Here is a 15123-nt window from a genome sequence, read left to right as displayed (position 1 = left end):
CTGCGCCGGGCCGGAGTGAATCGGGCAATTCCCGCATGACGCCCGAGGAGCGTATCTCTGCCTTGACGGATGGCCTCCACCGGATCCTGGAAAAGGCAGTCGAATCTCCGTCGCAGTGGCAAATGCTGTTGGATGCTTCCGCAACGTTGTGGCGTTACTCGGGCGGCAATGTCGCTCTTCTCAAGATGCAGATGGCCCAGCGCGGTACCGAAGAGCCCACACTGGTGGCAGGGTACAAGGAATGGGCTCGCCACGGCCGCGCGGTGCTGAGAGGTGAGCATGCACTCTGGGTGATAGCTCCCCGCACAGCCCGACTCCAGCAGGTCACGCTTCCTGACGGTACCCGGCAACGGATCCCTGCGGGTGAGCATGTGCCCCATGGCGCCGTCGACGATGGAAAGAAGACGGTCATCACTGGCTGGCGAGGCCAGGCAGTCTTCGACGTCTCACAAACGCAGGGCACGCCGCTGCTCGTTCCCCGCGGCGGTGCCGAATCTGTGCTGGACGTAGCTGGGCTGTGCGGATCTCTGACCACGGTGGCGGGCAGCCATGGCTTCAAAGTCGACGTGACAGGCGCCCAGTACGGGCTGACGAGCGGATTCACGGATTTCGCCCACCGCCGGGTCCAGGTGGGCGCCTGGCTCAGCCCAGAAGAGCGTGCAGCTGTCCTGGCACACGAACTTGGGCATGTGCTGCTTCATGGCCCCGACGATGCGGTCGGCAGGCTGTATGGCAGCAGCGCAGATCATCGCGGACTTGCTGAGGTGGAAGCCGAATCCGTGGCTTACACGGTACTGAAGGCCCACGGGATCGACCGCGGACCTCAGTCCGCGACCTATCTCGCCGGATGGGCTGACGCCGTCATTGACGCGGAGAAAGACGCGATGGCTCATGACGCCGGACATAGGCTCCCAGCGTCCCGTGCGGATATTGCGAAGTCAGTACTAGGACGGGTCACTGCTGCCAGCAAGGGAATTCTCGAAATTACACACCCGCCGGGATTTGGCGGCAAGATCACCAGCGCCGACGCGGACCCACATGTGAGTCCGTCCGCGGCATATGTGGGCGTGGAACAACCTTTGCGGTCGGTTGACGGACCGGTAATGGCCGGCCCGTGAGCTCGACTAGCAACAATTTGTCCGGCGGGAGAGTCCCACCGGCTTTGGAAAGGACAAGAACCATGGGCACTAAAATCCCGATCAGCATCGCCGGCAACCTGGTTGCTGATCCCGAACTCAGCGTCGGCGAAAGCGGAGTGGCTCACGCTAAGCTTCGCGTCGCCGTCAACCAGCGAATTCAGGGCGCGGACGGCACTTGGCAGGACGGAGAACCCGTCTTCCACAATGTCTCCGCATTCCGTGCGCTGGCCGAGAACTCGGCGAGTTCACTGCGAAAGGGCGACCCGGTCACCGTTGCGGGCGAACTGGAATTCCGTTCGTACGAGAAGGACGGCGAACGCCGCGAAGCTCGACGCATTGTCGCCGACACCATTGGACCGGATCTCCGGTTCGGGACTGCGGTATACCAGCGCATGTCCCATGCGCAGGTTGCTGCGCCGGAGGCTGAAGTGCGTGCGGGTCTAGAGGCGCCGGTAGCGGCGGAGGCTGCTACGCCGGCCTACAACGTCACCTCCAAGACCTCGGTGGTGGTGCCCCCTTTCGGAGTGCCGGCAGGGAGTGAGATGAGTTTCTGAAGCAGAGGGCCGTCCGCATGGCGGGCGTGAGGCGGTGCCTAAGCGGGTTGGTGAGTGCGCCAGCTCGCTTTCCCTTGTGGTTGGCGCCGGGGTGGCTTGACCACTTCTTTGTTCGAGAAAGTACACGCTCCCAAGGCTGAGCATCTTCCCGATCAACTGATGACCTTTTCATTACGAGTGAAACGCAACAGGGCGTCTGAGCAGCGTTCCTAGCGTAAAAAGACTGAATTCACGCGCTTTTTGGGTCACTAGTCATCACGCCAGGTTCGCAGTGATCACAGCAAATTGTGATCACGATGTGTTCACGAGTCAGTTATCGCAGGTTGCTGGGACGAAGGTGCTCGGGTAGCTCGTGGTTGTCGGGGACGCATAGGCCCCTCCACATGTCCAAGGTGGTTATCCCTGATGCATTCTTCTGAGAGATGTGTGTCCACGAAACTCTGGTCCGGATGCCACACTCGGGGCAGTTTTGTTCCACTAGATATTGTCGGTTCATGATGTTCAGCCTAATAGGACGTTCTTATGAACCCGTGTAAAAAGGCGCAGCGGGTTTGTTTTTCGTCCTCAAAACGGGTTGAACCCGCTGGACGAATTCAGCGGGTTTGTTCCGCGTGTTTTCAAGGCGTCAGAGCGAACCCGTGTAACCCGCTGAACCCGTATCAAAACGGGTTTCGAACCCGTGTACCCGTTATATATATACGGGTACGGGTTTGTAGCGGGAATGAAAGCTACTGTGCCTCTATGGACCTACAGATCTGGCTCGTGCCGTTGCTCTCACTGGTCGGTGGTGCGACCGGCGCCGCCATCATCAACAACATGTTTGGGATACGGAAGCAAAGGGCTGATCGCGTGGAGGAGCACGATCGTTGGCTAAGAAACGAGAAGTTGGAATCGTATTCGGGCTTCGTTGACGCTGCCAGGACTGCCTTCGACAAAGTGCCCCTCATTCAGCCGCAAGACGTGGCTGGCTACGCGCAGGCCGTCGATGATTCGAGGCTTCCCCTTTCGCGAATAATGTTGGTCGCCGGTGACGACATACTCGAAGCCGCACGGGCGGCTTCACACGCTCTTCTTGAATTTGCCAAGGACTCAGTGCGCTATGACGATGAGGATCCAGAACGTGCCCGGTCAATGGACGAGCACGGCAAGGTTTTCATGGCGAAACTGCAGAGACTGCAGGAGTTGTGCCGGCAAGATCTGGGCGTTTCCGAGGTCCGCAACAAGTAAGCTGGTCCACCCGTTCCGACCCATGTCCGCGTCCCCCGTAGACCTCGAAAAGGGCAAATTCTGACAGTTAATGCGAATAATTCGCATTTGCCAAACCTGTGCACAATCTGCCCACCCGAACGCGCCGGGAGGAAAAAGAGCGTCCCGGGGGAGGGATGTCGACCCATGGTCACCGCCCGACGCCCAGGACCCGCCAGCAGACCCGCAGGGCATCACGTCAGACGGCGGCAGGCGTCGCACGCATCATCACGCATCGACGCGATGACGGGCGACGTCAGAGCGCGGCAGTCGCACGGGACAGGCACGGCGATTCGGCGGCACATCAATGCAATCGAGCGTGAGCGGGCGTGTAATCGAGTGGACTAGCGAAGTGACACGTTCACACACAGCGACAGTCGTTGGATCGTCAGGGAGCGCACAACGGACGCCTCGGACATAGATGGGTCGCAGCGCGTCGGTGCGATACGGTCATCGCTCCCTTTCTCCCACGTCCGCCACTAACCCCCGTTGCCGGGGGTCGTGGGTTGGTTAGGGGATCATGCCTTGGCCTTCTTTGCGGCTTCGGCTGCACGTTCACGGCGGCATGCGGCGCGTGCTTTTTTGCCTTCAGCACCCGACTTGGCGTGGGTGCAGTCGGTGTGGGTCGTGCGGAGGGGAGCCTTGGCGGGTGCAGCGGCCTTGGAGGAGGCCTTCTTTGCCGGTGCCTTGCGCGTGCCGTTCGCTTCGGCTTCGGCTTCGAGTTCGGCGATGGCCTCGGCGACTTCGTCAGCGGGTGCCTCATCATCCTGGGCGATCGACTCAGCGGCGGCAGCTTCGTTGGCTAGTGCCTCAGACGGCGCCTCGACCATTTCCCCGGACAGCTTGACGGGAGCAGTCGTGCGGGGAGCGGCCGGCTTGCGGTTGGCGGGGGTCCTACGAGCGGTCATTTGGATCAGTCCTTCGGTTGTCCTTTCGTCGTTCCTGGCGGATCGACGAGATGACCGTAAGAGACTTCGCTCAGCAGTCCCAAGGACAACTTCCGATCAAGTAGCCCCGAGGAACGCAAGGAACTTGAGACCCAGGGGCGTGATCTGTGGTGCTGTCATCGACTGGCCGGTCACAATCACGTTGAATCCCGTGAAGTTGATGAGCCCATCATTCTTGAGCTCGTTGCAGACTCGGCCAACTTCGGCGGGGTAGACATCGTCTCCCGGGAAGACATGCTGTTGGAGCACGGTGCCGATGACTCCGGCAAGATAACCAGAGCCAGTCCACGTCGCCGAATGCTCGGACAACCATGCAATCGGACTTTCGAAGTACTTGACCATCATTGCGTGCAAGGGCGTATACCGGGCTGCCATGTCGACGAAGCGCTCAACCTCGCGCTCGGATAGGGGCGACCATGATCCTGCGGAGGCCAGTGCGGCAGCTAGCATCTGACGCTTTTCGTCGCTTGCGGTTTCCTGAGCAGCGCGGAGCAGACGGTGTGCGTGTGCCGCGAACTGGTCGTCGTCGAAGGCATCCGCAGCTGACCACCCCTCGACCGCAAGCCTAAGGGCGTCGAGCCGTGAGGCGAGCATGCCGAAGAATTCGAGGTCACGCTTCCGGCTTTTATGCGCCAATGAATCGCCAACGACCTGAGCTATGGCACCTCCACCCAGCGGAACCATTTGAAGCCCGGCAAGGGCCAACGTCTTGAACCGTTCTGCCCACTCTCTCTCTTCGGGGACCTGCGAGGCGACATCGGTCACGGGGTCACCCCAGATGGCGCATCAGCCTTGAGTACGGCTTCTCTCCCTGTCGTCGTTTTGAAACCGCTGACGGTCGCGCATTTCTTTATCAAGTACTTCTGGTACGCAGGAGTGTACGTATAGTCATTGTGTGCTTCGTCGTAGATAGCAAAATCCTCCCGAGTTTCGTGTGGATTCGGAGCGCCGTTGGGGGGACGGAATTTGCCTATCTTGTAAGCCGCAGTGAAGTGGCTCATATTGAAAACATAAGGCAACGCCGCCGCAACGTTGTCCTTCATGGTCCCCGCCTTCAACAGCCCAAGATTGGCGATTTGAACCTGCTTCGTATGCGTGATCATGACTCCCTTGGCGGCAGCATCCTCAAGAACCTTGCGGGCTTCTTCATCCATATCATCCATCTTGAGATATTGCATGGACAGATCTCCCTTCCTGTTTCCCTTCTCCAGGACGACACTCAGCCGCAGGCAGTAGCCGGGATCTCTTGATACAGCGTTGTTGAGTGATTTGTCGTAGTCGGCCAGAAAAGTTCGAAGGTCAGCGGGAAGGGAGTTGGTTAGCTTCACGATGGAGTCTTTACCGTGATCCGTGAATCCTCCTACGAATACAGGGAACCTTAGGACTGTTGCGAGCGAGTCACGCTGACCACCTACACTCACGATTCCTTCCTCGTAATTGAGGAGCAAAGCGTGGCATTGACCGCTTATTACGGTGGACAGGGCGTCATTGCTGCCGCTGTGCCTGTGCTCGATTTTGTTCCTCAATCGGACGAAAAACTCGAGGTTTGCACGAACGGCTGACCCGTCGTTCCACTTTTCTTTTACGAACCATTCAAGTGAGGGTGTCTGGTGCTCCCCGTCGATCTTCTTGAACCAGCCCTTGCGTGCCGGATTTGGAACGCGATAGTCCATCCCCGCCTTTGTCCATTCGGCCTGTAAGAGATAGAGCCACGCGAGGTGCATATGGACCACAAATGCTTCGAGGCTTCGCTCGCCGGTTGGGTCGTTGAACAGCTTTACAGCCAGGACGGCTTCTTCTCTGGACGCATCAAGCATCCGTCGCCAGCGAGTCAGCGGCGCCATTTTTCCCCTCGTTGATTCAGCACTCAAGCCAACCCATCCCTCTCAGAGTGGAGGCGGGCGGTCAGAGGTTGTCTAAATTGAAAACAGTCGCCCGGTAGCCGCATCGACGGCAGCTAGAACCTTCTTAGGGTCCCGTTCCGTGGGCGGCACGGGCAGGACCCCACCGGTGGCTAACTCGTCGACATTGACTGTCGGTGCATCGAGTACCTGCTTCAGAAGACCTGCTTGTTCAGTTTCAAGGTCAACAAGAATTCCGACGACATTCAGTAGGTCCAGGAGTTCAGTTGTGTACTCGGCGGTCCATCGGTCGCTGTGAACTTTGAGTAGAGGGGAAACCTGGCGATCCCCAATGACTACTCGTTCCCTGTTTTTCTGGCGCGAACTGAACCATTGCTTTACGACCTGGTTTCCAGAAATCGTATAGCTCCACATCTCAGGAGTGACGTTTGAGATACGGCCTGCGCCAATGATCAACTCGCCGGCCTTGGCATCGAAAGCAATCGATTCCGGCATCTGCTCCGGATTGTTCGGGATGGACTTACCAGCCGGGACCGCTGGGCGGAGATCGGCTGCCAAGCGGGGAGCGCCAGCGGGACGCGCATCCGAAGGATCGACGAACCTAGTGCCATAGGAGTAAAGCCAAAGAATCTTCCTGCCAACAGCTGCCAGCTGCTGAAAGAGATCAGCGGACGACGTTAGCGGAATTCTGAGGCCAGGGCTTTCGAGATCCTTCGCAAATGTTTTTGTATATCCAGAGTGTGAACTGACTCCAGTTACGTAAGCAAAGATGTCTTCGTCCGTGACAGCTATGTCGAGCTTCCTGGCCAGGAGTGCTGCAAGGCCAGGAACCAGATTCGAGACGGTTCCCGTGCTATCGAGCCACAAAGGGAAGACTCGGCCACCACGTCCCCCGTAGTGGTGAAGGTCAGGGATGAGAGCGGCCGCTGTCAGCGCAGCTCCACCAAACGGGCTTTCGCTAGCGGGTGCAGTCAGCCACATTTGCTTTTCTGACCTCGCCGCCCAGAGCGTGGGATTAGGCTGATTGATCACTCGCTTGTCGGGGATTATCCACTGACGATCGAGGGAACGGAACGCAATCTGAATAGGATTCGGGCACTCTCCGTCTTCGTCGTTCAGCGTTCGACTTGTCGCCTTGAAGCCGGGCAGGTTGTCCTTCAATACCGTGTCCAAGCGTCGGTCTCGGCTGTGCTCCTGCATTAGTGCCTTCTTGGCAATCAGGTTGCTTTCCGCCAGCAGAACTTCCCAGCGCTTCTTCAGGAAGTCCGCGTCAGGGTCGACCACCCATGTTCGCCCTGGCATCGTGCCGGAACCGTTGTATCTGAACAAATCGGTGAGGCTGGGATAGGACAGCCACGCATCACCGCTTTGGGGCAAGAAAGGTGCACGCCATGCAGAATCGCACTCTGCCCAGTTATCGTCAGCCAACCGAACACTCTCAAGCTCCGCGAACTTGCCTCGGCGGTGACCAGAGGAAAGTTCACGGTAACGAACAGTTGCAGGTTCGTCGCTGCTCGTGCGGCCATTCTTGACTGCCAGCACTATACACACTTCGTGCTTCATGGCTTCGAACACACGAGTATTGACCGGCGGTGTGAAGCCCTCAGGCGAGCAGTTGATGACCCACACGTCATCGGCCTTTTCACGGATGCTCCGTCGCATCGCTTGGAAACCCTGGCCGTGCAACATGCCTGCAACGGTAATGAAGCAGATCACGCCCTTGTCAGCGAGCTTATGGTGATCGAAAACCTTCCACATTGCCCAACGCCAGAAGTATACATAGAGGTTGTATAGGTGCTTGCTGTGTGCGCTGACGCCCCATTCCGTGGGTGGAAAGAAGTCCTCTAGGGGGGCTCTGTCGTAGGTATCTGAGCCCTTCTCAATCCAAGCGCCCTTCCCCCGGGACTTGTCCTTGTACGGAGGATTGCCTATGACGACTAGGATTTCCTCCTCTGCCTTGGCCTTATTTGCCGCACGCCGGGCTTCCGTTATCGGCTGGTACCAGCTGCCGAGAGATTTTTCTTCGACGAACGGGTCTTCTAAGGTGTTCGTTACATATGTCCGCAAGAGCCCGGGGTCGGTTGCGGAAAGACCATACTCCTGGAGCTCTGCGAGGAGACGCAGCTGCGCAACGGCGAATGGTCCTAGCTGTAATTCGAAGCCAATGAGCCGCTTAAGCGATTCCTCAAGTGCCGGCCCGACAGCGCCAGGTCCCTGGTCCGAAGAGACTGACTCAGAAATTCGCCTAATAATCTCAAGCAGGAATGTTCCCGTGCCCATGGCGGGGTCGATGATGGTGACTGTCTTATCGGCGAGGCCCTCTGTGAGCCCGAGGTGAGAAACCAAAGCCTCATCGACGAACCCCGCCATTGCTCGAACTACCTCCACTGGAGTGTAGTAAGAGCCGGTCTTTTTCCGAAGCTTTGTATCGTAAGTCTGAAGGAAACCCTCGTAGAAGTAGAGCCAGGCGTCAGGGTCGTTCTTTGAGATTTTGGCCCAATCGACGACTGCCAGCACGCGTCCCATGGTGGCGACAGAGGTTTGCAGGGCGTCTTGCGAAGCCGACGTGTCCACAAGGGCTCGTAGAGCTGAGCCAATGAGTGTCTTCGTACTCGCAGACAGGTCGCGAGCTGCCCCAGCGACGCCCTGACTAAGGTCAATTCCGCGAGCACGAGCGAGAAGGAGGCCAAATGTGACGGATTGCGCGTACCAGTCGGCAAATTGTTCGGCAGACGCCTCCGGAAAGAGAAGACCTTTCCAATCGTTCATTAGGCCGGTAAGTTCCTCATTTCCGACCTTCAACTGTTCAGCTGCCTCATCACGCAGCAATCGACACAGCTGGGCTGACATCTTCGCAAGAGCTTGGGGTGTCCTGGGCGCAATAGGTTCCCATGAGAAGAACGATTCCCATATCTGAAGGAGATTGTCGGGGGGCGTGAGAGCGGCGCCCACCTTTACTATTTCGCCACCGAACTTGGCAATCGAGCCCTGGAGACTACCGTTTTGCCAGAGGGACATCTCCTGGCCATCGAAGTAGATCAAGTTGGGCAGAGCCTGGAGCTTCTTCCATTGTGCTCGGTCATGAGCATCCCCGAATTGTCGCGGATCAGCTCCCTTGCCCGGAGCCTTGACTTCGATGAAGCCGAGAAGTAATCCGTTGTATTCGACGGCGTAATCCGGTCGGACCGCAAGATCCGCCAACGACGTTTCGCCCACCAGAGTCAATTTGTCGACGTTCTTGCCTGTTGCAGAGCACAGGCTCGCCCAGAGTTGCTCGATTGGGCCTCTGAGCTGGTCTTCTGGTTGGCCGCTCATGGATACGGCCGTGAGCTTTGACTTGGCTGCTTTGCCGAAGTCTGAAACAGCGGATGCTACCGCTTCGTTTATCCCCATGCTGGTATTCAACCCTCTACCTCAGACAGTTACTAATCGAGACACGCACGTCCCGCTGAGTGTTCCGTGGTTACGGAGGGATAGCGGCAGTCTGTCTCCCTCGAAATCACCTGATGGCCCTGAGCCGCGCCAGTAACCTTGTTCGTCGGGTTGTTCTCTTCTCAACGATTCTTCGCCTGAGTGCGGGGTTCGTTCGGGCATGCAACATCTGTTCCGTCGTAACGCCTGGGTCTTGATCAAGATATTCAAGTTCAGGCGGAAACTCCATCGTCCGTCCGTCGTCGCTCCGCGTGCGAAGAGGTCGCCTGCCAGCGTCTCCCTCCCGACGTGCGAGGGCACGAGCCCGTTTGGCTGCCAGGAGACACTCCCGTTCGCCGCAGGATCCGGTCTGCCGCTCTGAAAGTGGAGCAGTGCAAAAGGGGCAGCGTCTCTCCATAGCAGTCGTTCCCATGCGGTGACAATAGGACCCAAACCGGAGAAGGAGCGTTAGGGAGATCCGGGCTAACCTCGCCGAACCAGTCGAGTGGCCTCGGCCGTGACCTGGCCAATCAATATTTCGCCGCTCAGGACGCGGATGCACGAGATAAGTCCGCGCTTCTCCAGGGAGGCAAGCAGAGCGTCAGTCACGGCTCTAGGCTGACCTTCAAAGGTTCTATATGACTTGGCCGGGTCGTTGACAACTGAAGCAAGTAGACGGAGTTTTAGCCCGGCGATATCGGTTCCCCTGGCCTCCAGCCCACGGAGTAGCGAGTCGGCTGGGACGTCCTTCATAAACCAGCTTCCACTCAATAGTTTTTGGATACGTATCTCCCCCTTGGAGGCGAGTATCTCGACGCTCTCTTCCACGGCATCGGTTGATATCCCCATGGGGGCCAACAGCTCCGAGAGGGAACCCTTGCTGATCGTACCTGCTGATTCGTCCAGGATCAGATCGATTATCGCGTTGAATACAACATTGTCCACGGGGTCTGGCAGGAGCCTCGGCAGGGAGTTATTAGAGGCGTAAGCGGGTGGCGTACCCAATGGCGGCCGAGTATCAATCTCGAAAATGGAATGTACGGTTTTCTCCAGCACCCTTTCCAGCCCATCCATGGGAACGGACAGATACAGTGTGTGCTGGAGCGAGACGGGCACCTCGACTTCGTCGAGGATGATGGGAATCACCTTGGCTTTGCCCGCAATCCGCTTGAGAACGCCAGCATCAAGTTCATCACGGACCCACGGTTTGGCAATGCTGACCTTCGAGAGCACAACGATAAAGACCGCGGCGTCCTTGATGCCGTCTTCGAAAATACGGTCGACCAGCGATTCACCAGCTTTGATTTCCCATTGGTCAACCCAGGCTTCGACGCCTTTCTGCCGTAGTTTGGTGGCGAAGGGAATAACGAATCGGTCTTTATCTTCTGTGGCGTGGCTGATGAATGCTCTTGGCGCGGGTGTCATATTCACAGGCTACTTGGAGGGGCCGACAATCAACGCGCCCTGGTTATCTGGCGGCGTCTGTGGGCGTCCACCATTCGGTCGATGAGCAATCACACACGAGCGCTGACATTGGCGTCTGCTGGCACAGCTACAGGCGCTGACGCAGCGCGTCCGCCCGCGATGATCGATTGCATAGGAGAATTGCGGCTATCCACCACGAAACCCGTACCTGCGAGTGGCACGGGGTATCGCGGTCTATAGACGGTTAGTAGCTCAGTTCGCGGGCCATCGATTCACCATACGAAGGGGTCTTCACGCGGCGTGCTTTCTCCTCCCCGTCCCTCTTGGGTCCATTGGTGTACGGAACCAGTGGCTTCCTGTCGATGACCTTGAAGTAGGCACCTCTTCCCGCCTCCTGTGACCGGTTCTTCTCTCCGGCTGTTAGAAGGTGCCGACCGCCGTGGCCGTGGATTCGGTGACGGTCCCGGCGCTGTTGAAGTCCAGGTGGTACCGGATGGACACCGGCTGGACCGGGTCGCCCGGGAAGATCGGGTCGCCCGGGTAGTGGTAAGTGAGCGTGAAGATCTGGTCAGAGCCCGGGACGAGGGTGATGTTTTCCGCTCCGGTCACCGGGTAGGCCAGGTGCCCAGGCCAGAGAATCTGAAGCCCGTAAGTAATAAGTTGTCGGCCATGGTGCGCCAGGCCTGACTTGTGCCGGATCCGGGGAGATAAGCAGTACCGATCCAGGCCAGATTGGCTCCGGCAGAGCTTCGATCCATGCGCGCTGAACGTGGTCGAAGCGGTTCCACTTGATGGTGATCCAAGAGCCCGTGGGTTCAAGTGCGTCAACGCTCAGAACCGTAACCTCCGCCGTGGTGCCACTGCTTCGCTTCATGTCATCAAAGTGATGCCACTTTTCCTTAGCGTCAGCCATCCATGAACGCCGCCTACGTGCTCGGGCCGACCAGACCGCCCCGGCGGCTGCTGCCGCGAGGAGTGCCATGGCCCCGGTCAGTAGCAAGAACAAGTTGGCCGGCCCGTTGGCGGCCACGGTCCCGGCGAGGTAGACGACGCACGCAACGATTGCCACGCTGCTCAGGATCAAAGCAGGCGTTGCAAGCTTCGGCTTCAGGACTGGGTTCGCATCCATGGATTACCTTCCCGACCAGTTTAGAGTTGCCAGCCGACATTGATAAGGCGGTCTTCCCACATCTTCGGGTCATCAGTACACCGCGGAGAGTCCACGGGGCTGGGGGAGGCGACGCCTGCGTGCTCAACGAGTCGATCGATATTTGCACGCTGCTCCCTTTGTTCCCACTGGTAATCCTCAGGTGCTGGCCCCATAGGGAGGGGCGAATCCTCAATGCCCCAGCGGTCCCTATAGATGGCAATTCGGCGAAGCAAGCCAGTTGCCTCCTCGGGAGTGACGAACGGTCCCAAGGCCTCCAGGAGGTTCCGTTTCCATTCGGCGTCGCCCATGATCGCGGCCATGGTGACAACAACGCGTTGCGCGCTCGGCCGGCTGACTCCAACTGATGTGCGCCACGCAGCTACAGCTGCGCCCCACGAGGGCGATTGCTGAAGCTCGGAGACCGTGCCCGGCGAGTGCGCCTCAAGGAACTCCCACAGATCCTCAGCCGCTGCCAGTTGTGCGAGGTAATCGTACTCAGCACTGAGACGCTCCAAGCTGTCAGCCTTCGACTGCTCGGCATCACGGACTTCGTGAGCCGTCCGTTCGGCGCCTTCGGCGGCAAGGACCTCGCCCAGGATCTGCCGCCACGACGCCTGCATAGCGGGATCCATAGGCTCGTCATCCAAGGGATCATTCTCGCTAACGTACGCGTGGTTCCCTCCCCGTCCCCGGGTCATGCTCACGTACAACAGCTCCCGCGTGAGTCGACCTTGGGTCACGACGGTGTGGCCCGTGTCCACGGTGATGCCCTGCGAGCGGTGGGCCGTCGTCGCATATCCCAGCTCAACTGAAGCCTCAACGTAGTCACGGCTCAAGCTAATCGTTGCGCCGGTGTCTCGGCGAACCGCGGTCAGCGAGCCGTCGCGGCTGCCTGTACGGACGACGTCGAGCATGGTTCCGTTCCGGATGAAGTCACCGCTGCTATCGGTTACGGTCCGGTCATTCTGGCGGGCAATGACAGTGTCGCCAGCGCCAGCATGAAGTCCGTCGCTGAGTGATACCGAGTCTTCCGCATCCACGGCACCCTGGACCACGCGATCGGCCTGGGCGCGCTGGTTGAGCATGCCCACCGTGTCATTGTCCGCTGCGATGAGAATGGACGACCTGCCGGCGTGGATGTCGGCCTGCCAACTTAGATACGCTCGGTCGACCATGTCGAGGTGCACCCCGTGTTGAATGCGCCCATGGCTGTCGTAGTCAGCAATGGCATCGAAGTCCCCGGCGCGCAGCTTCAGTGAGGCGTCTTGCTCCCAAGCCTCTTTGAACCGCCAAATCGTGCTCAGCCGCACCGTCTTGCCTTGCCGGTCCAGCCAGCCTAGGACACCGCCGGCGTCGATCGCGTCCAATTGCCCCGGGTCTCCCACCAGGAGCACTTTGGCCCCGGCATCCCGTGCCTGCTGTACCAGTGCAGACAGTTGCAGGGTGGACACCATGGAGGCCTCGTCGACGACGACCAGCTGGTTGGGGTGGAACCGCCACCTGTCCTGTTCCGCGGCAAGCCGGGTGGCTCTCTGGGCGAGGCGAGTCGCCTGCGGGCCCCCGACGGTCACCAGATTGGCGAGCCGCCGCTCGGTGTCGAAGAACTGTGCAGCCCGGTTGCCGGCGCCCTGACCGATAGATTCGTACAGCCACTTGGTTACATTCTCCGTGGTCAGTGCAAGCTCCCGCCCAAGGACCTCGGCGCTCGCCGCCGCCGGCGCCAATCCAACCACGGTGCCGACGCCAAAGACGGCTTCCCAGGCTGCCTTGACTGCGCCCAGGGTGGTCGTCTTGCCGGTTCCGGCAGGACCGACAACGGCGTCGAGCCGGTTGCCGCTGAGCAGGACGTTGGCTGCCGCCGCCCGTTGATCGGAGTGCAGCTCGAGCCGACCACGGTGTTTGTAGCTGGAGAGTGACTCCATGGCGACGACGGCGCTCACCGCCGGGCCGCCGTCGTCGTTCCTTGCTCCCAACACGACGTCCTCATTGGCGAGGGTGGCAGCGTCCGTGTAGAGGCGGGCGCCATGGAAGTCGAAGATGCTGTGGTCTGCGAAGCGGAGATTGGCTTGGGCGTCCGCAGGGAGCGTGTACCGGTACTCATTCAGTGGGACGGACTGGGCTTCGGCAGCCGTGGCGATGGCATCGATCATGGTGTGACGGTCCGCAGGAGTTTGGCAGCGGATTTCGGCGAAGACACGTTCGGCTTCCGCCAGCAGGTTCCACCGGTTCCAGGTGGCGCGCTTCGTGGCGACGCGCTCGCGGGTCAGGGAGCCCACGGCGTCCACCCAGTTCGGGGTGAAGTCACCGGGGCGGAACGGAGTTCTGTGGGAGCGTCGAATGGTGTTGGCGAGCACTTCTCGGGATTCGAAGCCCTTGGCCGTCGCCCGTGCGCACCACTGGGCGGAGAGCTGGCGCAGAGGGATGGCTGTTTCCGGCTTGGCGGTCCGGGTGGAAAGTGTTGCCTGCTGGCGGAGCTTGATGGTGGTTGTCGCGGTTGGGGGAGTGCCGTGACTGGTGGTCCATTCGGCCACCAGCCGATCTGTTTCGAGATCGATCAGACGCGAGCGGTTGGAGAATTCGCGGATCAGGGCATCGTCGACGCCGGTTAGTTGCTGGCTGGGGTTGTGGGTGTTCGCGGCCGGCACTCGGACATCGGTATGGGTGCCGAGGTTACGGTGGAGGGCGTCGAAGAGGAGCCCGTTGTAGTGCTCGCTTGCAGCTACCGCAGCCTTGTACAAAGTCCGTGAGTCGAGCGTGACCCATGCGCCGTCAGTGATGCGCTGGATGCGGTTGGCTATGACCATGTGCGTATGGAGCTGCGGATCCCCGGCTCGCGACTCCCAGTGGTCGAAGGCAGCAGCGATAGCGCCGCGCGTGCCGAGGTGGGCGACACCGTTGCGGCCGGCCCTCGTGTGGATGACGTAAGTTTCGAGCCACTCGAGGGTGGCGTTGACCGCCTGGTGGTGGGTCTCGAGGATTTGGTCTTGGAGTGTGCGGGGGCTCAGCGCCCAGAGGACGGAGACGGATTTGGGGACGCTGAAAGTCAGGTCAAAGCCGACGACGGCGTGCCGCGTCTCTGTGCGGCCCTGGCTGTTTTGCACGATGGTGGGTTGGCCGTGGGGGCGGCCCAGAGTTTCGCCGGAGTCCGGGTGGGTGGCGTGATCGAAGATTGCTTTGGCGTCCGATTCCGTGACGACGTCTCCGGCGGTCCGGTTGATGCCTCGCAAGCCGGACCCGAGCCAGCGCCCCTGCGGTGTTCCGGCTTTCATGTAGTACGTGGTGGCATCCGCGGGTGTGATTGTTAGGTCATCCATCATCGTGGTCTTGAACAGGTACTTCAGACCCGACTGGGCCGAAAGCCGGGCGATGGACATGGTCATTGGCTTTGGG

At 59.6% G+C, this 15123-nt stretch carries 10 protein-coding genes; 3 read left to right on the top strand and 7 right to left on the bottom strand.

All coding sequences use genetic code 11. From position 1 onward, the window contains the following. Nucleotides 1–62 precede the first annotated feature (62 nt). From AC1DD3_RS04615 to AC1DD3_RS04605, 3 genes are all read left to right on the top strand, one after another. On the top strand, nt 63–1118 hold the full coding sequence (locus tag AC1DD3_RS04615; protein WP_476881079.1) for an ArdC-like ssDNA-binding domain-containing protein: 1056 nt from the start codon (nt 63–65) through the stop codon (nt 1116–1118). A 62-nt stretch (nt 1119–1180) separates the two neighbouring features. Then, nucleotides 1181–1693: a single-stranded DNA-binding protein gene (locus AC1DD3_RS04610; protein ID WP_476881078.1), complete on the top strand. Its 513-nt coding sequence runs from the start codon at nt 1181–1183 to the stop codon at nt 1691–1693. A gap of 741 nt (nt 1694–2434) precedes the next feature. Continuing rightward, on the top strand, nt 2435–2920 hold the full coding sequence (locus AC1DD3_RS04605) for a hypothetical protein (RefSeq protein ID WP_476881077.1): 486 nt from the start codon (nt 2435–2437) through the stop codon (nt 2918–2920). Nucleotides 2921–3456: 536 nt separating this feature from the next. Here AC1DD3_RS04605 and AC1DD3_RS04600 read toward each other — a convergent pair. From AC1DD3_RS04600 to mobF, 7 genes are all read right to left on the bottom strand, one after another. Then, entirely contained in the window at nt 3457–3846 is a 390-nt protein-coding gene (locus AC1DD3_RS04600) for a hypothetical protein (RefSeq protein ID WP_476881076.1), read from the bottom strand. A 96-nt stretch (nt 3847–3942) separates the two neighbouring features. Next, complete coding sequence (locus AC1DD3_RS04595; RefSeq protein ID WP_476881075.1) at nt 3943–4650, bottom strand: hypothetical protein; 708 nt, start codon at nt 4648–4650, stop codon at nt 3943–3945. Continuing rightward, nucleotides 4647–5756 carry a DUF3644 domain-containing protein gene (locus tag AC1DD3_RS04590; protein WP_476881074.1) on the bottom strand — a complete coding sequence of 370 codons (1110 nt, stop codon included), beginning with the start codon at nt 5754–5756 and terminating at the stop codon, nt 4647–4649. The genes AC1DD3_RS04595 and AC1DD3_RS04590 overlap by 4 nt, the downstream gene beginning before the upstream one ends. Before the next feature lie 45 nt (nt 5757–5801). Then, nucleotides 5802–9140, bottom strand: a complete 3339-nt coding sequence (locus tag AC1DD3_RS04585) for a type ISP restriction/modification enzyme (protein WP_476881073.1) — start codon at nt 9138–9140, stop codon at nt 5802–5804. Between the two features lie 501 nt (nt 9141–9641). Continuing rightward, nucleotides 9642–10583 carry a toll/interleukin-1 receptor domain-containing protein gene (locus AC1DD3_RS04580; RefSeq protein WP_476881072.1) on the bottom strand — a complete coding sequence of 314 codons (942 nt, stop codon included), beginning with the start codon at nt 10581–10583 and terminating at the stop codon, nt 9642–9644. Between the two features lie 420 nt (nt 10584–11003). Continuing rightward, nucleotides 11004–11192 (bottom strand): hypothetical protein, encoded by a 189-nt coding sequence (locus AC1DD3_RS04575; protein ID WP_476881071.1) that lies wholly within the window; start codon nt 11190–11192, stop codon nt 11004–11006. Between the two features lie 540 nt (nt 11193–11732). Continuing rightward, the gene (gene mobF / locus AC1DD3_RS04570; protein WP_476881070.1) at nt 11733–15113 is read right to left on the bottom strand and encodes a MobF family relaxase; all 3381 of its coding nucleotides are present in this window, start codon (nt 15111–15113) and stop codon (nt 11733–11735) included. Between the last annotated feature and the right edge of the window lie 10 nt (nt 15114–15123).

The organism is Arthrobacter sp. 05T444, from assembly GCF_056395905.1.
Note: the sequence above shows the minus strand (reverse complement) of the source record. Positions and strands in the feature narration are given on the sequence as shown.